The following is a 20808-nucleotide window of genomic DNA, read 5'->3' as shown; positions in this document are numbered from 1 at the left end:
ACCGTCCACCGTCGAAAGCCACGAGAAGTGAACCACGTCGCGATTCGTTCCATCGATCGGCTCCGTGCCGAGCGGGGAAGCATCAAGTGGCGCCGCTACGCCCCCGACGTACTGCCGCTCTTCGTCGCCGAGATGGATTTCGAGCCGTCGTCCGCCGTTGTCGATTCCGTTTCCCGTGCGCTCGCCGCCGGTGACACCGGTTACCTCGACGGCCCCGGTCCGCTCGCTCCCGCCTTCGCCGGATTCGCCCAGCGCTCGTGGGGCTGGCACATCGACCCGGATCGCGTTCATCTCGCGACGGATGTCACGGTGGGAATCGTCGAGACCCTGCGGCTTCTCGTCCCTCCCGTCGGCGGCCGCATCGTGCTGACGCCCCCGGTGTACGCGCCCTTCTACGAGATGGTGGGCGAGGTGCACGCGCGACCCGTCGAGGTGCCGCTGCTGGAGGCATCCGGGTGGGCTCTCGACCTTGCCGGCATCGAACGGGCTTTCGCGAACGGCGCGGATGCGCTGCTGCTCTGCAATCCGCAGAACCCCACCGGACGATGTCACTCGCCCGAGTCGCTGCAGGCGCTCGCGGAGCTCGCCGCCCGCTATGACGTTCCCATCGTGAGCGACGAGGTTCACGCGCTTCTCGCGCATCCCGACGCCGTCTTCACCCCGTTCGCCCCGATCGCCGCTGCCGCGGGAGCACGCAGCGTGACGGTCACGAGTGCAAGCAAGGCCTGGAACCTCGCCGCCCTGAAGTGCGCCTGGATCGTGCCGGCGGATGCCCGCACAGCCGCCCGCCTCGAGCGTCTCCCCGAAGAGACGGCGGCGCGCACGAGCATCCTGGGCCTGCACGCGGCCATCGCAGCCTTCGACGACGTCGAGTGGCGGGACGCGGTCGTGGAGCAGGTCGTCTCCAACATCGCACTCTTCCGCTCAGAGCTCGCCAGCCACGTGCCGGAGGCTCGACTTGTAACCCCGGATGCCGGTTACCTGGTCTGGCTCGACCTCCGCGAGGCCGGTCTGGGCAACGACCCGGCTGTCGTTCTGCGCGAAGAGGGCAGGGTGGCCTTCAACTCGGGCCCGTCGTTCGGTACAGGCGGCGAGGGCTTCGTGCGCGTCAACCTGGCGTGCGCGCCGTCCACCGTCGTCGAGGCGGTGCGACGCATCGCCGCTGTGGTTGCTGCCCGCCGCGATCGAGCGAGCAGCCGGTCGAGGGTCGCCGTCGAGGGCGTAACCGCGGGTTGAGTAGCCGCCGCCGGCGGGGTGGGGCGGCGTTGCCGCCTACTCAACCGGCGGCACCCGCCGCCACGAGGGCGCGCTCGAGGTCGTCGATGATGTCCCGCACGCTTTCCAGCCCGATCGACAGCCGGATGAGGCCGGGTGTGATGCCGGCATCCAGTCGTTCCTGTTCCGTGAGCTTGCCGTGGATGGTCGACCCGAGATGAATGGCGAGGGTGCGCACGTCGCCGATGTGCGTCATGGGCGAGACCAGCCGAAGCGAGTCGATGAAGCGGCGGGCGGCATCCCTTCCGCCTGCGAGATCGATGCTCACGATCGAGCCCGGTCCAAGCGGCAGATAGTGCTTCGCGAGATAGTTGTACGCGCTGGATGCCAGCCCCGGGTAGTGCACGACGGCCACCTCGGGCCGCTGCTCGAGCCACTCGGCCACGCGCTGTGCGTTGGCGACGTGTCGCTCCATACGCAACGACAGCGTCTCGATTCCGGTCAGCAGTAGGAAGGCGCTCGTCGGCGGCACCGTTGGGCCGTACTCCAGCACGATGACGCTGCGCAGGTACGCGCCGAACGCACCTGCGCCGAACCGCGCGACGAACGACGGGGCATCCGGCTTAGGGGCCTCCGCCAGTTGCGGGAAGCGTTCCGGTTGAGCCGCCCAGTCGAAGGTTCCGCCGTCCACGACGGCACCGCCGATCACCGAACCGTGTCCCGCCAGCCACTTCGACGTGGAATGGATGACGATGTCGGCGCCGTACTCGATCGGACGCTCGAGGTACGGCGTCGGAACCGTGTTGTCGACCACGAGCGGAACCCCGCCCTTATGCGCGATGCGCGCGAGCCGCTCGATGTCGGTGACCTGGCCGAGCGGGTTCGGCAGCGTCTCAGTGTAGAGAGCCTTGGTGCTGGGGCGGAAGCGGGATGCCCACTCCTCGTCGGTCGCGGCATCCGGCACGTACTCGACGTCGAGTCCCTGCCGCTTGAGCGTGCCGCGGAACATCTCGCGCGTACCCTCGTACAACGATTGCGTGACCAGGATGTGATCACCTGCCTGCGCCAACGCGAACAGGGCAGCCGCGATGGCGGCCTGCCCGCTGGCGACGAGGATGCCGTCGATTCCGCCCTCGAGATCGGCCAGTCTCTTGCCGGCCACGGCGTTGGTCGGGTTGTCGTTGCGGGAGTACGCGCGCCTCGTGCTCCGGCCGGCGAACAGGTCTTCACCGTCGTCGAAGCTCTCGAACAGGTACCCGGCGGTTTGGTAGACGGGTGTGACGCGAGCGTGGGCCTCCGCGTCGATGAGTGCTCCCGCGTGGATCTGGCGGGTCTCGAAATCGGGGCGGCGTTCCTGCTCGGGCATGCATACCACCGTAGTGACCGCTGGGTGCCGGGCCGCGTTCGGAGTCGTCGGGTGACGCAGGAGCAGCTGACGGGCGCCGTTCGTGAATGCCCCGGGACGCGAACCCGTTTCGACTGCAGAAAAGGCCCTTCCCGCTGCAGAGAAGAGCCTTTTCTGCAGTTGAAAGGTTCCGGCGGGCATCCTGAACCACGGACCCCTTCGGTCCGACCCGCGACAATAGAGCCCATGGCACGTACGGTTAGGGGCGCTCGCGTCCTCATCACGGGAGCGGCGAGCGGCATGGGTAGGCTCTACGCGGAGCGTGCCGTGCTGGAGGGCGCCAAGTCCATCGTGCTGTGGGATGTCGACCGGGCGTCGCTCGAGGAGCTCACGGACGTACTGCGCGCGGTCGCCGAGCCCGGTACGACGGTGCATCCGTTCGTCGTCGACCTGAGCGAGCTTGGTGCGATCGCGCAGACGGCGCATAAGGTGCGCAAGGCAGCGGGCGATCCGGACATCCTCATCAACAACGCCGGCATCGTTCGCGGCGCGCTGTTCTGGGAGCACGACAACGGCGACGACACCCGCAAGATCATGCAGGTCAATGCTCTCGCGCCCATGTATGTGACGCGGGAGTTCCTGCCGGCGATGATCGGGGATCCGTACCGAGCCAAGCGCATCGTGAACGTCGCGTCGGCAGCCGGGTTGCTGTCGAATCCGCGAATGAGCGTGTACGCGGCATCAAAGTGGGCCGTCGTCGGATGGAGCGACTCGCTGCGACTCGAACTCGAGCGCGAGGACCACGGCAACGTCAAGGTCACCACCGTCGCAACCAGCTACATCGACACGGGCATGTTCGAGGGTGCGCGGGGTCCGCTGCTGACGCCCATCATGCGACCCGAGTACGTCGCTGACCGCGTGTGGGATGCCATGCTGGCGGGTAAACCGCTGCTCACGCTGCCGCGGTCGGTCGCGCTCGCCAGGGCGCTGAAGGGCATCCTTCCCGTGAAGGCTTGGGATGCCGTCGCCGGCCCCGTCTTCGGCGTCTACTCCTCGATGGACGACTTCGTCGGGCGCCGCTGAGGCACCGCCGCGCGCTCTCTCGCGGCGTCGGCCCGGGCAACCGCACCGCCCCGCCGGTGGCCCGAGCACTTGCGCCATGTCGCGGTGACCCCGGCAATTGCCACGTCGCGGCGACCCAAGCGATTGCGCCATTTCCCGGTGACCCGAGCAATTGCACGTCGCGGTGGCCGCGGGCGATTGCACCACGTCGCGGCGACCCGAGCGATTGCGCCAGGTCGCGGTAATTGCGCCAGAACGATTGGCGCAATCCCTGCGTTCTGGCGCAGACGCTGCCGCCCGCGGCGCGCATAGCCTGCTTGTCTCGGCACGCGGGCGCGCTGCGCTCAGAGGCGGTGCTTCGCCAGCCAGCCGCAGAGCACTGAGTTGAACTCTTCCGGATGCTCCACACTCGGCAGATGCGCTGTGTCGCTGAACACGTATCCCTCGGCATGCGCCACTGCGTCGACGATGAACGCCTGCGCGGCCAACTCGTAGGAGAGGTCGAACTCGCCGACGGTGGCGAGCACGGGCATCCGCAGGTCGGCGAGTCGTTCGCATGCGGGCGGCTCCAGCGGGACCGACGACGGCGCCTCCGTGCGGTGCACGGAGTTCACGCGATTCAGCGCGTAGGCCAGCTGCACGAATTCAGGGTCGAGCTCCTCCTCGTCGCGCCCGACGCCGATCACCCACAGTGATGTCTCCAGTTTCGACAGCCGCTCCCAGTCGCGGTTCGCGTAGGCGTCGTCGAGCTCGTCGAATGCGGCATCCTCTCCGTCGGTCAGCTCGGCGTCGGGGAACCCGCTCGGCTCGGATCCGATCGTCGCGACGGCCGTGACCCGGTCAGGGCTCTCGAGCGCCAGGTCGAGCGCGATGCGCCCGCCCCTCGACGCCCCGACGACGGCCGCCTCCTCAAGGCCCAGGTGTGCGAGCAGGTCGCGGGTGTCGTCGCGGTCGCTGAACGTCACGTCGTCGGTGCGGGTCTGTCCGTAGCCGCGGGTGTCGAAGCGCACGACGAAGTGGTCGTCGACCAGGGCGGGGACGAGCGGGTCCCACATGCGCAGGGTGGCGCATCCGGCGTGGATGAGCAGAACGGCCGGCGCGGATGCCGGTCCCTCGGCCTCGTAGTAGAGCTCGGCGCCCGGCACACTCAGGTGTGGCATGCTTCCGAGCCTACGGCGGGCGCGATGCGGGGGCCAGGCGTCGGGCGGAACCGCCGGCATCGCCGAGCCAGCGTCGCCGGGACGTCGCACCCGAGCGATCGTCGCAGGGCCGTCGTCGCAGGACCCCTCTTCGAGTCGTCGTCGCCGGCACGTGCAGCACCGCACCACGTTGGAGGCGTGCCGTGGCAACGCGTTGCCATCCGGTCTCGCCCGGGTCCGTAGGCTTGAGCGGTGACGGGCGTGCTGATGGGATTCGGAATCATCGCGTTCGTCATCGTCGTCGGCTACGTCGCTGGACGTCTCGGCATCGGCGGGCCGTCCGCACCGTTCGTACTGAACCGCGTGGCGTTCTTCGTCACGAACCCTGCGTTGCTGTTCACTGTGCTCGCCCGCGCCGACCTTCGGGAGGTGTTCTCGGCGAGCGTCGTCATCGCGGCCGTGTCGGCCATCCTGACCGCCGCACTGTTCGTGCTCGCCAGCCGGTTGTTCTTCCGTCGTTCGGCAGCCGAGACGACGATCGGCGCGCTCGGCGCGGGGTATGTGAACGCCAACAACATCGGACTCCCCGTTGCCGTATACGTGCTGGGGAATGCGTCGTTCGTTGCGCCGGTGTTGCTGCTTCAGCTGATCGTGTTCGCCCCGACGGCCCTCGTCGTTCTCGATATCACGTCGCACGGGCGCGCATCCGTTCGCTCGATCCTGCTGCAGCCCGTTCGCAACCCGATGATCCTGGCATCCCTGGCCGGCTTACTCCTCGACCTGACGGGTTGGAAGGTGCCGAATGCCGTATTCCAGCCGTTCGAACTGCTCGGCGGCGCCGCGGTGCCGCTCGTGCTGCTGGCGTTCGGGATGTCGCTGCGCGGGGCACGGCCGCTCCGAGCGGTTCGCGAAAGGACGCCGATCATCGTGGCATCCGTGGGCAAAGTCGTGTTCATGCCGGTTGCGGCATGGATCGTCGCGTCCCTGCTCGGGCTGCACGGTCACCAGCTTTTCGCTGCGGTGGCACTCGGGGCGCTTCCCACGGCACAGAACGTCTTCAACTTCGCCAGCCGGTACCAGCGCGGCGAGGTGTTGGCGCGGGACACCGTGCTCGTCACGACTATCGCGGCGATACCAGCCCTGCTCGTGATCGCCTGGCTGCTGGCGTGAGATCGGCGCGCGTCCGCGAGAGGGGAGCCCGTGCGTGTCGTAGAAGCTGCGGCGGCCGAGCTCAGCCGAAGATCATCGGGCGGTCTTCGTCTTCATTGGGGCCGTGCAGCGAGACGTCGAGGTCGACGAGGACCGGCACGTGGTCGCTCGGAGCATCGCCCTTGCGTTCGTTGCGATGGATGCTCGCGTGCGTCACGAGGTCGGCGAACGGCTGCGAACCCAGGATGAAGTCGATGCGCAGTCCCTCGTTGCGCGGGAAGCGCAGTTGCTTGTAGTCCCAGTAGGTGAATCCCTCCGGCTGATAAGGCCGCACCACGTCGGTCAGCCCGATCGCTTGGAATGCAGCGAATGCCTCCCGCTCAGGCTGAGAGATGTGGGTAGACATCCCGGGAACCAGGCTGGGGTCGCCCACGTCGGCATCCGTCGGCGCGATGTTCCAGTCGCCCATGAGCGCGAGCGGCTGGTCGGGTTTCTCCGCGAGCCAGGCACGGGCATCCGCTGCCAGCGTGGCCAGCCAGTCCAGCTTGTACACGTAGTGCGGGTCGCTGAGCGAACGGCCGTTCGGAACGTAGAGGCTCCAGAGCCGCATGCCGGCGACCGTCACACCCATTGCTCGAGCCTCGCGAGGAAGCTCAGGGCCCTCCTCGCCTTTCTCGAAGCCGGGCATCCCGTCGAACTCGACGGCGACATCCTCGATGGGTAGACGCGAGGCGAAGGCGACACCGTTCCACTGGCTGAACCCGTGGATCGCCACCTCGTAGCCGGCCTCTTCGAAGGCCTCGATGGGGAACTGCTCAGGCTTGCACTTGATCTCCTGCATCGCCAGAACATCGACGTCTTCGCGCACGAGCCAGTCGACGATGCGGCCCGCGCGGGCGCGGATGGAGTTCACGTTCCAGGTGGCCACACGCATGCCGACAATCTATCGGGTGCCTCCGACGGGAGGCCGCGCCGCAATCGCGCCACCGTCGTCGGATGCCTACCAGGGCCGCCGCGCTGCGATTGCGCCAGTTCGTCGCGCGTGTACCAGGGCGACCGTGCTGCAATTGCGCCACGTTTGCGTGATTGCGCCACGTTTCCTGGCGCAAGCGCGCCAATGTGGCGCAAACGGCGAGGCGCGCCGCGTCGGGGCAGGCGCACGCACGAGGCGCGGGGCGCGAGATGCGGAGGCGGCTACCAGCCGCCTCCGCCGCCACCGCCGCCTCCACCACCGGAGAAGCCGCCTCCGCCCGATCCGCCGAACGAGCTGGATCCGCCGCTGCTCGCCGCGGGCGTCGTGGCGAAGCTCGAGCTCGAGAACGCGGTCGACCACAGGGCAAGGGTGAAGAACGGGGAAGGACCGCTGTACCAGTCAGGCGCGCCCTGATCCGTCGTCACGTAGCGATCCTGCAGCACCTTGACCCACTGCTCCGACACTCCGAGCACCATGGCGTAGGGCAGCACCTTCTCGTACAGCTTGATGACCGCTTGCGAATCGCGCACGTCGATGCGCTCCGCTGTCTTCGGGCTCTGCAGGAAGGCGATCCTGTCCTTCTCGGCCAGCTGGATGTACTGCCTCAGCCCCTCGAGGTGATCGCGCACCTCGGCGCCCTTGTCTGTGATGCGCAGCCGAGGCGACCTGAGAACGAGCAGCACGAGAGCGAACAACGCCGTGAGGAGGTCGGGGAGCACAACCCACCAGGCGCCCGCCTTGTTCGCGGCGGCCAGGATCAGGTGAACGATCGGCAGCACCAAGAGAAGCAGCAGGCCGAACCGCACCCACGAGTTGGCTCGATTCCTCGCCTTCAGGCGCAGCCCGAGCTCCGTGACCCGGCTGCGAGCGGATGCCCGCTGCACAGCGAGTGCATCGCCGAGCGTGCGATCCGACTGGTCGAGCACGCGGCTGGTGCCGACCTGCGCCTGGGGGAAGAGCACGCCGAGCAGTGCGATCTCCGAGTTGTCGAGTGACGACCAGTCCGTGCGCTGGAGCGTGACCGTGTAGCGGGAGCTGGCCGGGGCATCCGTGTTCTCGGAGATGCTGATGTACTTGCCCACCGCCAGGCCGACCAGTTCTGCAGGGAAGGCCGCGTCGCTCTTGCCCAAGAAGTCCGCGGCGAGCATGGGCCAAACGCCGGCGGGCGCGTCGTACTCGGCCACGATGATCCCGCGGCCCTTGGCATCGCGGAACGGGCCCGTGCGCAGATAGACCACCCAGCCGATGCCGGCGAGCACGGGGATGAAGAAGAACCACGGCAACACTGCCCACTGCCATGCCGTGCGGGCATGCGGAGGTTCGGCGAACGCCGAGTTCTGGAAGCCGATCGCCACCGTCAGGGACTTGTACGGGCTCAAGCCCTGAACGCTCGCGGCGATGGTGTCGCCTTCGGTGCGGATGCTGCACGGCTGCTCCGACACTCCGTTGGCGGCTTCGGCGGCGGAGGGATAGCACGCCTGCTGCCCCGTCAAGGCGCCGGTGATGCCGTCGTGCAGTCGCACCTGCACGGATGCCTCACCCACCCGCGAGCCCCATCCGGTCCCGTTGACATCCCAGTAGAGCTCCGCGTCGTGGGTGTTGTCGAAGTGCCGCACGACGTTCTGCAGCGTGTAGGTGATCACGTAGGTCTTGGCCCCGTGCACGTACGTGTTCTTGTCCCCGACGCGAACCACGAGCATGTCGTCGCCGTAGCCCGCTTCGCTGCTGTCGACCGTGGCGTATGGCTGGGAGGCGCCCTGGGCATCCGTGATGGAGCGCAGCTTCACGTGCAGCGGGATGTCGTCGACGAACGTGGGGATAGCGCGCTCGATTCCGTGGTTCACGTCGGCGTCGGGGAACCGCACTGCGATCGTCTCGATGACCGTCATGGACGAGTTGCGGGCGGCGTCGCGGTGCAGGTCGAACACGGCGTCGAAGCGGTCCACCGTGAGCGACGCGACGGGGTCGGCCGCGAGCGGGCGCACGACGCCGGATGCCACGGCATCGGCAGGCCCGGATGCCTCGCGCGGCGCTGCACCCGCCGGTGCGCCTCCGATGAGCACTATGGCGCAGGCCGCGACGAGCACGGCGAACACGGAGGCGAGGCGATGGCGCATGCGCCAAGGCTAGTGAAGGCGCGGGACACCCAGGATCTCACCGACCATTGCACCATTACCCTTGAGGGGTGACCGACACCCGCCAGCAGCTCATCGAACACATTTCGAACGAGGCCGTCTTCCACGGCGACTTCACGCTGACGAGCGGCAAGAAGGCATCCTTCTACGTCGATCTGCGCAAGGTGAGCCTCGACCACAGGGTCGCGCCGCTGATCGGTCAAGTCATGCTCGACCTCATCGCCGACGTACCGGATGTCTCCGCCGTGGGCGGCATGACCATGGGCGCCGACCCCGTCGCCGCCGCGATCCTGCACCAGGGAGCGGCCCGCGGCCTCGCCTATGACGCCTTCGTCGTGCGCAAGGAACCGAAGGACCATGGGCGCGGCAAGCAGGTGGAGGGCCCCGACCTCGAGGGCAAGCGCGTGATCGTGCTCGAAGACACCTCGACCACCGGCGGATCCCCCCTTAAAGCTGTCGAGGCGCTGAAGAAGGTCGGCGCCGAGATCGCCGCGGTCGCGGTCGTGGTCGACCGCAATACCGGAGCGCGAGAGGTGATCGAGGACGCCGGCTATCGCTACCTCGCCGCCATCGGACTCGACGATCTGGGTCTCGCCTAGTGTCCGATCGCTTCTCCGGTGGGCCGAGCGGGCCCGATGACCCAGAGGAACCCGACGACGACCTCGCATCGTTGCTCGGCGCTGGCAACGATGAGTCGCGAAGCGACGGCGATTCGGGCGACGGCGACGACCTCGGGACAGACCGGCGGCTTCCCTTCGAACCAGACGAGCTCGATATCGACGACGATCCGGATGCCTACGAGCCGGCCTTCCCGCCCCTTCCGTCGGCCGCACCCCGGCCCGCCCCGACGCTGCCCGATCCGCGGGCGGCGCCGCCCACCTATGACATCCCCGAGCTGTCGATGCCTATCCCGCCTCGGCCCGAGGGGCCACGTCGCGGGTCGTCGAGCGCCGGTTCGGGCGGCACGGGCGACGGCGAGGCGAGATTCTTCTGGGGTCTGACCCCGAACGACGAACCCGACCCGCTCGTGCACGGCGCAGGGGGTGCCGACGACGCTCCGCCCGACGCGGACCCGCGGGACAGCAGGGATGGCGAGCCTGCCCCGGACACCGATGGAGACGAGGGCTCGCCCGCTCGGGAGTCGGACGAGACGAAGGCATCGAGCGGGCGACGCGCTCGTCGTGACCGGCCAGGACCGGGTCTCGTGCCGCCGACTGTTCCGCTTGCGCCCTACGTGCCTCCCGTGGTCGAGCCGGAGCCCCCCACCGCCGAACCGCCCACGGCTGTCCTGCCTCGGGCCGACGCGATCGGCGAAGCAGGGGAGCCGGTGACGGCACCCGCACCTGAACCGCCCACGGCTGTCCTGCCGCAGGCTGGCGCGATCGGCGAAGCAGGGGAGCCGGTGACGGCACCCGCGCCGAACCCTGCGGACACGCCCACCGTGGCCACGCCTACCGTCGGCGAGCGTGAATCCGCTCCCCCTGCGTCGGAGTCGGCCGCGTCAGCCACGGCAGCGATTCCTCCGGTGCCCGGGGCGATCCCTCCGGTGCCCGGGACGATCCCGTCGGTGCCCAACTCGACTCCGTCGGTGCCCGGCTGGATTCCGCCAGCGCCCGACTCGACTCCGTCGGTGCCCGGGTCGGTTCCGCCGGTGCCCGCCTCTACACCGCCAGCCCCGGAGTCCACCACACCGGCGACCCCGGAATCCACTGAGAACCCGGAGCCTGCACCGGGCACGGTGACACTGCCCTGGTTGCGCCGCTCGAGGAGGCGGCAGGCCGAGGATGAGGTCGCCGATGGCCTCCTCCCGGTGGCCCCGTCCGATGGCTTGCCCGGCGTGCCGCCGAGCGACGGCTTCCCCATCGCAGCCCCCGGTGTCGACTTCCCGCACGCGGCGGGTGCCGACGCTGCCACGGAGCCATCCGAACACTCGGGGGAACCGGCGCCTAGCGAACCCGCGGCCAACGAACCCGCGGCCAACGAAGAAGCGACCGGAGAAGAGGCCCGAGCGGAAGCTGCACACGGCGTCGACGAGGCAGGCGCGGCAGCGGACGACGGCAGCGACACGTCAGCGTGGTCGCTGTTCGGGGACCTGCTCGATACGGGGCCGCAGACATCCGAGCTCCCTGAGCACGAGGCGCCGCAGCTCGATTCGTCGTCGATCGAGGACCAGGACGATGACGATGAGGATGACGATGAGGCCGCTGCGCCGCCTGCGCCACCCGTCTCCGCGGGCTCGGCAACGGCATCCGACGCGCCCTCCTGGCCGTGGGGTGCGTCAGCGGTTGCGTCGTCGCAGTCGGCGGACGAGCATCCGGATGCCACCACCGTCTTCACGGGAGTCGTGGCCGGAGTCCCGATCGGCCAGATGCCCATGCCCTCGCCGGTCGAGTCTTCCGCGACGGATGACCTCGGCGGCACTCCGACATCGGCGACGGAGCGATTGGAGCCACCCGGTGCGGGAGCTGGCGGTGTGGGTGCAGGCGGTGCGGGTGCAGGCGGTGCCGCACTCCTGGCCGGCGACGAGGGGCCGTCGGGTAGGCGAGCGCGTCGGGCACCGAAAGCCGGCGGGCCTGGCCGAGGCGAGGCATCCGGGCGCGACGACGATGCAGGCGGGCCGTCGCCGCGGGCACAGCGCATCATGCTGATCGTCGCGGCCGCCATGCTCTTCGTGCTGCTGCTCGTTGCACTGTTCATCGTCGGGCGCAACATGGCGCAGCCCGTCTCGGTCGTGACGCCGAGCCCCACGCCGACGAAGACCGCAACGCCGACGCCCACCCCGACACCGACCGCGACCGCGGCGGCGACGGGTCCGCAGGCGCCGGGCACGCATCCGTGGAACACGTTGCGGGGCGGCGAATGTCTGCAGCCCTTCACGTCCCCATGGGCCCAGGCCTTCACCGTCGTCGACTGCGCCGCTCCGCACGCAGCTCAAATGGTCTACACGGGCGTGTTCTCGGCCGACCCGAACGCGGCATTCCCTGGTGTGGATCAACTCGCGTCGCAGATCAACCTGCTGTGCTCGCGACCCGGCGTGCTCAACCTGGATGCCGCCGGACAGTACGACGATGCTCAGGTGCAGGGCAGCTATCCGGTCACCGAGAAGCAGTGGAAAGACGGCCAGCGTTCCTACTTCTGCTTCGTCAGCCGCTCTTCCGGGCAGCCGATCGCGGGCAGCCTGGCGGGTCCCGGTCCCCAGTAGGTCAGCCTGCGCGCTGGCCGATGCGGGCCTCGAGACCCTGTCGCACCCCTGGCCACTCGTTGTTGAGGATCGAGAACACCACGGTGTCGCGCACGATTCCCTTGTAGACCTGGTGGTTGCGCAGCACACCGTCTTGCTTGGCGCCCAAACGGGCGATCGCCGCACGCGACTGGTGATTGTGCCAGTGCGTGTGGAAGTACACCGCGTTGCAGCCGAGCACGTCGAACGCGCGCTCGAGCAGAAGTCGCTTCGCGTCTGCGTTCACGCCCGTGCCGTGTGCGGAGGCGGCGAGCCACGTGTAGCCGATCTCGACCCGCAGGTTTTCCTGCGAGATGTTGCAATACGTCGTCATGCCGACCAGTTCGCCCGTCCGCGTATTGCGAATCGCCCACGGCGCCATCGAACCCTCCGTCTGCAACGACAGCCGGCGTTCGATCTCCTCCGCAATGCCCTCGGCCGTGGGTACGTTGGTGTACCAGATCTTCCAGAGCTCGCCGTCTGCTGCCGCACGCCCGAGTGCAGATGCATGGTCGGGCGAGAGCGGTTCGAGCGTGGCGAGCGGTCCGTTCAGTTGCACGGTTTCGGCGAAGGAGGTCACGCATCCGACGCTAGCGGATGCCAGGACCGGCCCGACCCGGGAGTAGCGTCACAGCCCGATTGCTACCGCTGAGCGCTGCGGGCGTTAGAACGCGTCGGTCTCGAGCGGCTCCGCGGCGACCAGCTGGAAGACGCCGTCGAGCACCTCGTTGGGGCGGAACGGATAGCGTTCGATCTCCGACGTGTCGCTGATGCCTGTCAGCACCAGCACGGTGTGCAGGCCCGCCTCGATGCCCGCGACGATGTCGGTGTCCATGCGGTCGCCGATCATGCCTGTGTTCTCGGAGTGGGCGCCGATCTTGTTCATTGCCGACCGGAACATCATCGGATTCGGCTTGCCCACGACGTAGGGCTCGCGTCCGGTGGCCTTGGTGATGAGCGCGGCGATCGCGCCCGTGGCGGGAAGGGGTCCGTCGGCGCTCGGCCCGGTCGGATCCGGGTTGGTCACGATGAATCGCGCCCCCTGACCGATCAGGCGGATCGCCTTCGTGATCGCCTCGAACGAGTAGTTGCGGGTCTCGCCCACCACGACGTAGTCCGGGTTGGTCTCGGTCAGGATGAATCCGGCCTCGTGCAGCGCGGTCGTGATGCCGGCCTCGCCGATGACGAAGGCACTGCCCCCTGGCATCTGCGATCTGCAGAAGGCCGCGGTCGCGAGAGCGGATGTCCAGATCGCTTCCTCCGGAACGTCAAGTCCAGAGGTGCGGAGCCGGGCGGCGAGGTCGCGCGGCGTGAAGATGGAGTTGTTGGTGAGCACGAGGAACGGCGTGCCCGAGTCCCGCCACTGCTGAATCAGCTGCGCAGCCCCAGGGAGCGCCTCGTTCTCATGCACGAGAACACCGTCCATGTCAGTGAGCCAGCACTCGATCTCGTCGCGATTGCCCAATGAGCCTCCTAGTTGCGGTAGTCCAAGGGTAGTCGGATCAAGCGAGGACCCGGCCCGCCAAGCTCGCCGGCGTCCCGCCTGTAATGGGGGCGCCGCCCGAGCGCTCCACAGGGGCCGGCCCCCTACGACTGACGCGGGCGCACGCCGAGGCACTTCGTCGTGCGGGCCGAGGGCTGCTTCCGTGCAAGTACAGTGATTCCGTGGACGACGCGCCCGATTCAGCCGCAGGCGCGAGCGCCACACCCGAGCAGTCAACCCACGGAGTGGGCCCATGGCCGGGCGGACCGGATGCCTGGCCGCACGACGATCGGTACGACCCGGAACTGCTTGCAAACGGGGATACCCGGAACGTCATCGATCGCTACCGCTACTGGCGCATCGAGGCGATCGTCGCGGAATTGGATGCGCACAGGCATCCGTTCCACGTCGCGATCGAGAACTGGCAGCACGACATGAACATCGGCTCGATCGTGCGCAGTGCGAACGCGTTCCTCGCGCACACCGTGCACATCGTCGGGCGGCGGCGCTGGAACAAGCGCGGCGCGATGGTCACCGACCGCTACCAGCACGTCGTTCACCACGACACGATCGCCGACCTTGTGACGTGGGCACGGAACGAGGGGATGCCGATCATCGCGGTGGACAACGTTCCTGGCAGCGTGCTGATCGAGACGTTCGACCTGCCCGAGCGCTGCGTGCTGCTTTTCGGCCAGGAAGGGCCCGGCCTCTCGGCCGAGGCGATAGACGCGGCGGATGCCATCGTGGAGATCGCGCAGTTCGGCTCCACCCGTTCCATCAATGCGTCTGCTGCGGCTGCCATCGCCATGCACGCCTGGGTCGTGCAGCACGCGCGCTTGGGCTGAAACCGAAGGCCCGCCAGAGAGGCTATTGCGCCCGAACCTGCCGATTGCGCCGGCTTTTGTGGCGCAGACGCGAGGTTCTGGCGCAGTAGACCGGCGGCGCGATCACGAAGTCTGCTGAGCCAGCCACTCGTCGAACGTCTGGGTGCCGAGCCGTGCGTCGGGTCCAGGCAGAATGCCGCCGTCGCGCATGCCGCGGCCCATCGCCCCTGGCATCCCGAAGTCGATCACGACCCGACGCATGCCCCGCGCCGCCAGATACGCCCTGATCATGTGCGTCAGCTGCTCCTCGCGTGGCCCCGCCAGGTCTCTGTCGAGCCCACGCGGCTCGCCGAGAGCGATCTCCGCAAGTGCCTCGCCCACCTCGGCCGCGGCGATCGGCTGACAGCGTGCGACGGGCGCGAGCTGCAGCGGACCGAAGGCGGCGCGTGTCGTCATCTGCTGCGCGAACTCGTGGAACTGGGTCGCCCGCACCATGCTCCAGCCCCCAGGCATCGCCAGGAGGATCCGCTCCTGCGCTGCCTTGCCCGCGTAGTACCCGCTGTCCGCCTTGGCGGCGCCGACGATCGACAACGCCACGTGGTGCGGCACACCAGCGCGCTTCTCGGCTGCGAGGAGATTGCGTGTGACCGTCCCGAAGAACCTCACGGCCGCCTTCGCCGACTGCGAGGTCGTCGAGGTCACATCGACGACGGCGGCCACTCCCTGCACCGCCTCTTCGAGCCCGGATGCCGACAGCAGGTCCACGCCGGCAGAACGAGACAGCGTGACCGGCTCGTGCCCGCGCGCCTTCAACGCCGCTTCGACGTGCCTTCCGACGATTCCGGTTCCTCCGGCAACGGCGATCTTCATCGGTTCCTCTCCGCTCTCGACTCCGCGCGATCGCTCAGCCAGCGAGCTCGCTGGGCGCTCCGAACGATTCGGCGACGCGGTGGATGCCCTCGGCATCCAGCTCGAAGACCAGCTCACCGTCCCGCGGGCTGGGTGCCGCCACGATCGAGACGCGCGGAGCCCCTGATGCCGGCAGATCGATGAGCGCGAACCCCGCGCCGATGCGTGCCCGCTCGACACCGTCGGGAGCCGTGACATCGGAGGTGTTGGTGACGCCAGGGGCCACCACGATCGGGATGCCGCGTTCCAGCGTGACCAGCGGGTGATGGTAGTGGCCGCTGAGCACGAGGCGAGTGTCGCTGCCCTCGAGCACACCGAGCAGCGCGTGCGGGTCGGCGAGTTCGAGCCGCCGCAGGAGCGGCGTCACCGCGCGCGTCGGGGGGTGGTGCACGACGACGACCGTGCCGAGATCGACGGGCTGTGCCACCGCTGCGGAGAGCCAGGCGAGCTGGTCGGCATCCACGGACCCATAGGCGGCCTCCGGAACCGACGAGTCGAGAGTCACGATTCGGTGCCTGCCGATCGTGATCGCACGGGTGCGCGGCCCGAGCACGGCGGCGAAGGCATCCGGATGATCGTGGTTCCCCATGGCGTACACGACCTGCGCTCCGCGTTCCTCGGCCCACGGCTCGACGAGGTCGCGGAGCCCGCGGTACGACGCCTCCGTGCCGTCTTCGCTGAGATCGCCCGAGAGCACGACCGCGTCGATACCCGGAATCTCGGACGCCGTGGCGAGCACGCGGGCGAACGCGGCCCCCGTGTCGACGATGCCGTAGTGCAGCGTCGAGGGGTCACCGAAGAGGTGGGTATCGCTGATGTGCAGCAGACGCAGGTCGGCGCGTGCCTGGTGGGATGCCTTCACGCGGCCACCCTACCCACGCCCGGTGACGCCGCAGGGGCACCGCACGGTGCGGCACAGCGGTCAGTGCGGGAGCACGTGTCCCATGGTGATGAGCGGCCCGGCAAGGGAACCGCCGTCGACCGGAAGGGTGACGCCCGTGATCCAGGATGCGTCGTCGGAGGCAAGGAACGCCACCGCGGCCGCGATGTCGGCGGGCTCGCCGACGCGACCGAGCGGGTAGAGCGGTGTGAGGGCATCCGGGCCGCCTTGGTCGTCCCACACGCGGGTGCGGACGGTGCCGGGGGCGACGACGTTGATGCGCACGCCGGACGGCCCGTACTCGACGGCGAGGTTCTTCGCCAGGAGCGTGAGTCCCGCTTTGGCGGAGCCGTATGCGGGCTCGCCGTATGCCGCTATGCCGTTCACAGAGCTGACCAGCACGATCGCGCCGCGACTGGCGAGCAGCGCTTCACGGCAGGCGCGGATGAGCCGCATCGGCCCGTGCAGGTTGAGGCTGACGATCTCGTTCCAGTGCGCTTCGTCCAGGCCGTCCTCGACGAAGTGGTCGCCACCCGCGACGGACGCCAGCACGTCGATGCGACCGAACCGCTCGAGTGCGGATGCCGCGGCGCGGTCGACGGATGCGGCATCCAGCACGTCGCACTCGAACACGGCGGTGCGCGCGGGCGTCGACGGGTCGCGTTCGGCCCGTTCCGCCAGCCTGGCTGCCGCCACCCCCGGCTCTCGGTCGAGCAGCGCGACCTGCGCACCCTCGTCGAGCAGCCGTTCCGCCGTCGCCCAGCCGATGCCGTTCGCTCCACCGCTCACGACGGCCACTCTGTCGTCGAACCTCATCCGGCCACGATACCGGCGGCATCCCGCGGCCCGGGAGCCTCCGCTGGTCCTTGCCGCCGGACCGCGATCCGTTTTCAGGACATGCGCCCGGCCGGCGCGACTACGTGGGCGGACAGGGCTGTGTCCTGAAAACGGCTGGTGTAGATGGATCGGGCGCCGCAGCCGTGTCGGTGGGTCGGCGGTACCGGGGTGGCTCCACAGCACAAGGGCGAATCGGCGATCGGATCAGCCGATCAGGCTGGGCTGCAGGTCGCGCAGGGTTCGCCGGTGGGTCATGCGGATGACGCCGACCGACGTGACCGCAAGCGCGATCACGAGCCACAGGAGGAGGAACAACGCGTCGCCACCGGCCAGAGACAGGCTGCCCCCGTACATGGTCTGTCGTATTCCGTCGACGGCATATGACATCGGCAGCAGGTGGTGCAGCCAGGCAAGAGGCGCAGGCAGCGTCTGCCACGGGAAGGTGCCGCCTGCCGTCACGAGCTGCAGCACCATGAGCACGAGGCCGAGGAACTGCCCGACGCTGCCCAGCCACACGTTCAGCGCGAGGATGATCGACGCGAACGTCACCGACGCCAGCACCATGATGCCGAGCGTTGCAGCCGGGTTACTCACGCCGAAGTGCAGTGCTCCCGTCACGATGGCGTACAGGGCCGCCATCTGTACGACGCCGAGCAGCGCGGGGGTGAGCCAGCCCGCGAATGTCACGCGGAACGGCGACCGCAGAGCCGTGATGGCCCGCCGCGACACGGGCTTCACGATGAGGAACAGCGCGTACATGCCGATCCAGGCGGCAAGCGCCATGAAGAACGGCGCGAGTCCGGCTCCGTACGTTCCCGCGCTCGCCTCGTTGGTGTTGGTCAGCTTCACGGGGTCAGCGATCGTCTTCGCCTGTGCCGCGCGCTCGGATGCCGTCGTCTGCGGGATCTGCCGCACCCCGTCATCCAGCCCTGACTTCAGCTTCGTCGCCCCGTCGGCCAGCGTGCCCAGCCCGTCGCGCAGGGTCGCTGCGCCACTCGATGCCTGCGCCGAACCATCCGCGAGTTGCGACGCGCCCGACGCGGCCTGCTGGATTCCTCCGCTCAGCGCGGGCGCGGATGCCGCCAGTTGCGACGCTCCCGCCGCCACCTGCTCTGAGCCGCTCGCGAGCTGGTTCACCTGCCCGACGGCGCTCTGCACCTTCTGGTTGCCGTCGGTCACCTTTCCGCCGAGCACATCGAGCTGTGCGACGACCTGGTCGATCTGGTCCTGCGGGATGCCCTGCTGCTTCATGTACTGGATGACCTGCGCACGAACGGTGGGCACGGCATCCGCCGCCTGCTGCGACAGGCTTCCCGCCTGGCCGGCGTAACCCGCTAGCGTGGCGTCGCCCGCGGCGACCTGCTGGGCACCGTCAGCCAGCTGCGCCGTCTGCGCAGGCAGATCTGCGGTCTTCGACGCAAGGGTGTTCAGCCCGTCTCGCAGCGTCGCCGACCCGGAGGCCAGCTGTGCCGTGCCGTCGGCGAGGGTCGATGCCCCGGTGTGTGCTGCCTGGGCTCCGTCGCTCAACTGGCCGGCGGCATCCGCTGCGGTGGACAGGTTGGAGCGGATGTCCGACAGCGCCAGCAGGAATCGGCTCGCCGCTTCGCGGTTCACCTCCTGCACGATGGAGGTCCTGATGGTCTCCGCCGCTTGCTTGCCGATGGTGGACGCGAGGTAGCTGTTGGTGTCGTTCGTGGTCAGCTTGACGACGGCCTTCTGCGGGTTCGAGGTTGAAGCGCTGGCGAGCTGCGTCGAGAAGTCGGCGGGGAAGGTGATCGCGAAGTCGTAGCGCTGGTCGCCGAGGCCCTTCGCCGCCGCGGCGGCGGACACGGGGTGCCACGCGAACGTGCCGTCGTCGACCAGCTGCTCGGCGACCTTCTCGCCATAGTTCGTCGCCTTGCCGTCAACCGTTGCGCCCGTGTCGGTCACGACGATGGCTGCGGGGATCTGGTCGAGCTTGGCGTACGGGTTCTGGTTCGCCCAGAGATAGAGCGCGCCATAGATCACCGGCACGCACATCAGCGCGAGGAGCGCGATGGTCGCCATGCGGCTGGCCGTCAGACGGCGCAGTTCGGCCGCGATCATCTGGGGGACTTTCATTCGTCACTCGATTCGGTGTGAGTGTCGTGGTCGGACGCGACGTCGGTCTCGGCGTCGTCGCTGAACTGTTCGTGTACCGGTACGGGCCGGCTGATCACATCGGGGAGGTCGAGCACGCCGTCCTCGCGCAGCAATGAGGTGTCGGAGTCGTCGCGTGCCGGGTCGTCGTCGGGGGCGGGGTCGTCCCACGGTGCCTTGAGGCGCTCGACGAGAGAGTTCGCGGCGATGGCGGCTGCTGAGGCGTCGCCCGCGATCACGAGCACGGCGTAGCCCCGCGACGCGACCTCGAGGGCGATGCGCCACCACGCGTTCGGATCGCCGCCGTGCCGGTCGGGCGAGGTGAGCACGATGCCTCGCACACCTTCGCGAAGCAGGGCGAGTTCGACGAGCAATCGGAGGCGCACCGTTGGCGGAACCTGCCCGATCGCGTCGCGCGCATGCTCGGCCATGCCGAGCGACTCGAGTTCCGCCTTCACCGACCGCGGCCCGGACGGCCTCCCGGCGAACATGAGCTCCTCGGCAGTGACGCCGGCGACCGTGACGTTCGGTGCCGGATCGCTCACGTCTGGCGCGTCGACGAGCGCAACAGTCCTGCGAATGGTTGCTGAGTCATCCTCGCCGTCCACGGTCACGGTGCCGGATCCAGGCTTCATGCGGCCGGATGCCAGCAGGCCGAGCACGGTCGGCCGCTGTTCGGTCTCCGCCCTGGCCAGCACGACCTCGCCCGTGCCGTAGGTGAGCGTGACGGAGTCGAGGGCCGGCCGCTTCGACACCGCGTTGAGCTCGATCCTCACGCCTGCATCCCCTTCGCCGCCGCGGTGGCGCTCGCGCTCGTCGTGCCGGAGCGCGGCACTTGTTCGACATCCGGCGACTCGGTCTCCCGGTACTCCAGCTCGGGCGTCTCGGCCACGAGTTCGTTCGCCTCGCGCCAGCCCAGCCCGGCGACGCTCAGCGCCGTGACCATGACGAGCGTGTGACCGGCACGGGCGTCCAGCCCCTCGTGCGTCGCCTCGGTGAGCACGTCGAGTGCCGCTCGCTCGATGAGGCGAGCGAGCGGCTCGGGTGCGATGTCGCGCCGCAGCACCCCGTCGTTCACGCCGCGCCGCACGGTCGTCCTGAGCTTGGCTCTCGCCGGCTCCAGCGACTGTGCGACGAGCTGCATGTGGGGTCCGCGCACTGCGAATTCGGCGGTGACGCTCGCGTGTCGCACCTCGCGCCAGAGGGTGGCGCCGTAGAGAGCGATCTCGACGCGGGCATCCACATGCTCGATCGGGAGAATGGATGCCCCGATGCGCTCTGCCCCGCGCACGAGCACCTCGCGCACCAGGTCGTCACGCGTGGCGAAATGGCCGTAGACCGCGCGGCGGCTCAGCCCGGCCTCGGCCGCGATGGCCTCCAGGGAGGCGTCGATGTCGCGGTTGAGCAGGCGTACGGCGGCCTCGAGCAGGGCCGACCTGTTCTCGGCGGCATCCTTTCGCGGTGCACGCGACCGCGGGGATGTCTCGGATTTCTCGGCCATGCATCCAGCGTACTAACT

The 20808-nt window shown here is 68.9% G+C and carries 18 protein-coding genes; 6 read left to right on the top strand and 12 right to left on the bottom strand.

Annotated features, from left to right (window positions below; genetic code table 11):
• Positions 1 to 27 precede the first annotated feature (27 nt).
• The gene (locus ACO2Q7_RS09550) at positions 28 to 1236 is read left to right on the top strand and encodes a MalY/PatB family protein (protein WP_423355376.1); all 1209 of its coding nucleotides are present in this window, start codon (positions 28 to 30) and stop codon (positions 1234 to 1236) included.
• Positions 1237 to 1276: 40 nt separating this feature from the next.
• Here the strand turns inward: ACO2Q7_RS09550 and ACO2Q7_RS09545 are convergent, their stop codons facing one another.
• Entirely contained in the window at positions 1277 to 2581 is a 1305-nt protein-coding gene (locus tag ACO2Q7_RS09545) for an O-acetylhomoserine aminocarboxypropyltransferase/cysteine synthase family protein (RefSeq protein WP_423355375.1), read from the bottom strand.
• A 225-nt stretch (positions 2582 to 2806) separates the two neighbouring features.
• Here ACO2Q7_RS09545 and ACO2Q7_RS09540 point away from each other — a divergent pair, with 225 nt between their 5' ends.
• Positions 2807 to 3643, top strand: coding sequence for an SDR family oxidoreductase (locus tag ACO2Q7_RS09540; protein WP_423355374.1), 837 nt, complete (start codon positions 2807 to 2809; stop codon positions 3641 to 3643).
• Positions 3644 to 3966: 323 nt separating this feature from the next.
• Here ACO2Q7_RS09540 and ACO2Q7_RS09535 read toward each other — a convergent pair whose 3' ends face one another.
• Positions 3967 to 4782: an alpha/beta fold hydrolase gene (locus ACO2Q7_RS09535; protein ID WP_423355373.1), complete on the bottom strand. Its 816-nt coding sequence runs from the start codon at positions 4780 to 4782 to the stop codon at positions 3967 to 3969.
• 231 nt (positions 4783 to 5013) lie between these two features.
• On the opposite strand from ACO2Q7_RS09535, the gene ACO2Q7_RS09530 reads away from it, so the two are divergent.
• A complete protein-coding gene (locus ACO2Q7_RS09530; protein ID WP_423355372.1) occupies positions 5014 to 5931 on the top strand; it encodes an AEC family transporter in 918 nt (305 codons plus the stop codon).
• A gap of 61 nt (positions 5932 to 5992) precedes the next feature.
• Here ACO2Q7_RS09530 and ACO2Q7_RS09525 read toward each other — a convergent pair whose 3' ends face one another.
• Complete coding sequence (locus ACO2Q7_RS09525; protein WP_423355371.1) at positions 5993 to 6844, bottom strand: exodeoxyribonuclease III; 852 nt, start codon at positions 6842 to 6844, stop codon at positions 5993 to 5995.
• A gap of 260 nt (positions 6845 to 7104) precedes the next feature.
• Positions 7105 to 9000: a DUF2207 domain-containing protein gene (locus tag ACO2Q7_RS09520; RefSeq protein WP_423355370.1), complete on the bottom strand. Its 1896-nt coding sequence runs from the start codon at positions 8998 to 9000 to the stop codon at positions 7105 to 7107.
• 68 nt (positions 9001 to 9068) lie between these two features.
• On the opposite strand from ACO2Q7_RS09520, the gene pyrE reads away from it, so the two are divergent.
• Positions 9069 to 9617, top strand: coding sequence for an orotate phosphoribosyltransferase (gene pyrE, locus ACO2Q7_RS09515; protein WP_423355369.1), 549 nt, complete (start codon positions 9069 to 9071; stop codon positions 9615 to 9617).
• Positions 9617 to 12220 carry a septum formation family protein gene (locus ACO2Q7_RS09510; RefSeq protein WP_423355368.1) on the top strand — a complete coding sequence of 868 codons (2604 nt, stop codon included), beginning with the start codon at positions 9617 to 9619 and terminating at the stop codon, positions 12218 to 12220. The genes pyrE and ACO2Q7_RS09510 overlap by 1 nt, the downstream gene beginning before the upstream one ends.
• A 1-nt stretch (position 12221) precedes the next feature.
• On the opposite strand, the gene ACO2Q7_RS09505 is transcribed toward ACO2Q7_RS09510, so the two are convergent.
• Together ACO2Q7_RS09505 and ACO2Q7_RS09500 are read right to left on the bottom strand one after the other, a co-directional pair.
• Entirely contained in the window at positions 12222 to 12818 is a 597-nt protein-coding gene (locus ACO2Q7_RS09505; protein WP_423355367.1) for a GNAT family N-acetyltransferase, read from the bottom strand.
• A gap of 84 nt (positions 12819 to 12902) precedes the next feature.
• Entirely contained in the window at positions 12903 to 13703 is an 801-nt protein-coding gene (locus ACO2Q7_RS09500; RefSeq protein WP_423355366.1) for an HAD-IIA family hydrolase, read from the bottom strand.
• A 200-nt stretch (positions 13704 to 13903) separates the two neighbouring features.
• On the opposite strand from ACO2Q7_RS09500, the gene ACO2Q7_RS09495 reads away from it, so the two are divergent.
• Positions 13904 to 14566 (top strand): TrmH family RNA methyltransferase, encoded by a 663-nt coding sequence (locus tag ACO2Q7_RS09495; RefSeq protein WP_423355365.1) that lies wholly within the window; start codon positions 13904 to 13906, stop codon positions 14564 to 14566.
• 102 nt (positions 14567 to 14668) lie between these two features.
• On the opposite strand, the gene ACO2Q7_RS09490 is transcribed toward ACO2Q7_RS09495, so the two are convergent.
• The 6 genes from ACO2Q7_RS09490 to ACO2Q7_RS09465 all read right to left on the bottom strand — a co-directional run bounded on the left by ACO2Q7_RS09490 (position 14669) and on the right by ACO2Q7_RS09465 (position 20790).
• A complete protein-coding gene (locus ACO2Q7_RS09490; protein WP_423355364.1) occupies positions 14669 to 15415 on the bottom strand; it encodes an SDR family oxidoreductase in 747 nt (248 codons plus the stop codon).
• A gap of 34 nt (positions 15416 to 15449) precedes the next feature.
• A complete protein-coding gene (locus ACO2Q7_RS09485) occupies positions 15450 to 16316 on the bottom strand; it encodes a metallophosphoesterase (RefSeq protein ID WP_423355363.1) in 867 nt (288 codons plus the stop codon).
• A 60-nt stretch (positions 16317 to 16376) separates the two neighbouring features.
• Positions 16377 to 17150, bottom strand: coding sequence for an SDR family NAD(P)-dependent oxidoreductase (locus ACO2Q7_RS09480; protein WP_423355362.1), 774 nt, complete (start codon positions 17148 to 17150; stop codon positions 16377 to 16379).
• Between the two features lie 225 nt (positions 17151 to 17375).
• A complete protein-coding gene (locus tag ACO2Q7_RS09475; RefSeq protein ID WP_423355361.1) occupies positions 17376 to 19271 on the bottom strand; it encodes a YhgE/Pip family protein in 1896 nt (631 codons plus the stop codon).
• A complete protein-coding gene (locus tag ACO2Q7_RS09470) occupies positions 19268 to 20065 on the bottom strand; it encodes a hypothetical protein (protein ID WP_423355360.1) in 798 nt (265 codons plus the stop codon). Before ACO2Q7_RS09470 ends, ACO2Q7_RS09475 begins: the two co-directional genes overlap by 4 nt.
• A complete protein-coding gene (locus ACO2Q7_RS09465; RefSeq protein ID WP_423355359.1) occupies positions 20062 to 20790 on the bottom strand; it encodes a TetR/AcrR family transcriptional regulator in 729 nt (242 codons plus the stop codon). The genes ACO2Q7_RS09470 and ACO2Q7_RS09465 overlap by 4 nt, the downstream gene beginning before the upstream one ends.
• Positions 20791 to 20808 lie beyond the last annotated feature (18 nt).

Source organism: Rathayibacter sp. KR2-224, from assembly GCF_049446075.1.
In the GTDB taxonomy this organism is placed as follows: Bacteria; Actinomycetota; Actinomycetes; order Actinomycetales; family Microbacteriaceae; genus Humibacter.
Note: the sequence above shows the minus strand (reverse complement) of the source record. Positions and strands in the feature narration are given on the sequence as shown.

Excerpts from the sequence above, each read along its gene's own strand:
- ACO2Q7_RS09545 (WP_423355375.1), bottom strand. The coding sequence starts at position 2,581 with ATGCCCGAGCAGGAACGCCGCCCCGATTTCGAGACCCGCCAGATCCAC.
- ACO2Q7_RS09520 (WP_423355370.1), bottom strand. The coding sequence starts at position 9,000 with ATGCGCCATCGCCTCGCCTCCGTGTTCGCCGTGCTCGTCGCGGCCTGC.
- ACO2Q7_RS09535 (WP_423355373.1), bottom strand. The coding sequence starts at position 4,782 with ATGCCACACCTGAGTGTGCCGGGCGCCGAGCTCTACTACGAGGCCGAG.
- ACO2Q7_RS09540 (WP_423355374.1), top strand. The coding sequence starts at position 2,807 with ATGGCACGTACGGTTAGGGGCGCTCGCGTCCTCATCACGGGAGCGGCG.
- ACO2Q7_RS09490 (WP_423355364.1), bottom strand. The coding sequence starts at position 15,415 with ATGAAGATCGCCGTTGCCGGAGGAACCGGAATCGTCGGAAGGCACGTC.
- ACO2Q7_RS09480 (WP_423355362.1), bottom strand. The coding sequence starts at position 17,150 with ATGAGGTTCGACGACAGAGTGGCCGTCGTGAGCGGTGGAGCGAACGGC.
- ACO2Q7_RS09525 (WP_423355371.1), bottom strand. The coding sequence starts at position 6,844 with ATGCGTGTGGCCACCTGGAACGTGAACTCCATCCGCGCCCGCGCGGGC.
- ACO2Q7_RS09475 (WP_423355361.1), bottom strand. The coding sequence starts at position 19,271 with ATGAAAGTCCCCCAGATGATCGCGGCCGAACTGCGCCGTCTGACGGCC.
- ACO2Q7_RS09465 (WP_423355359.1), bottom strand. The coding sequence starts at position 20,790 with ATGGCCGAGAAATCCGAGACATCCCCGCGGTCGCGTGCACCGCGAAAG.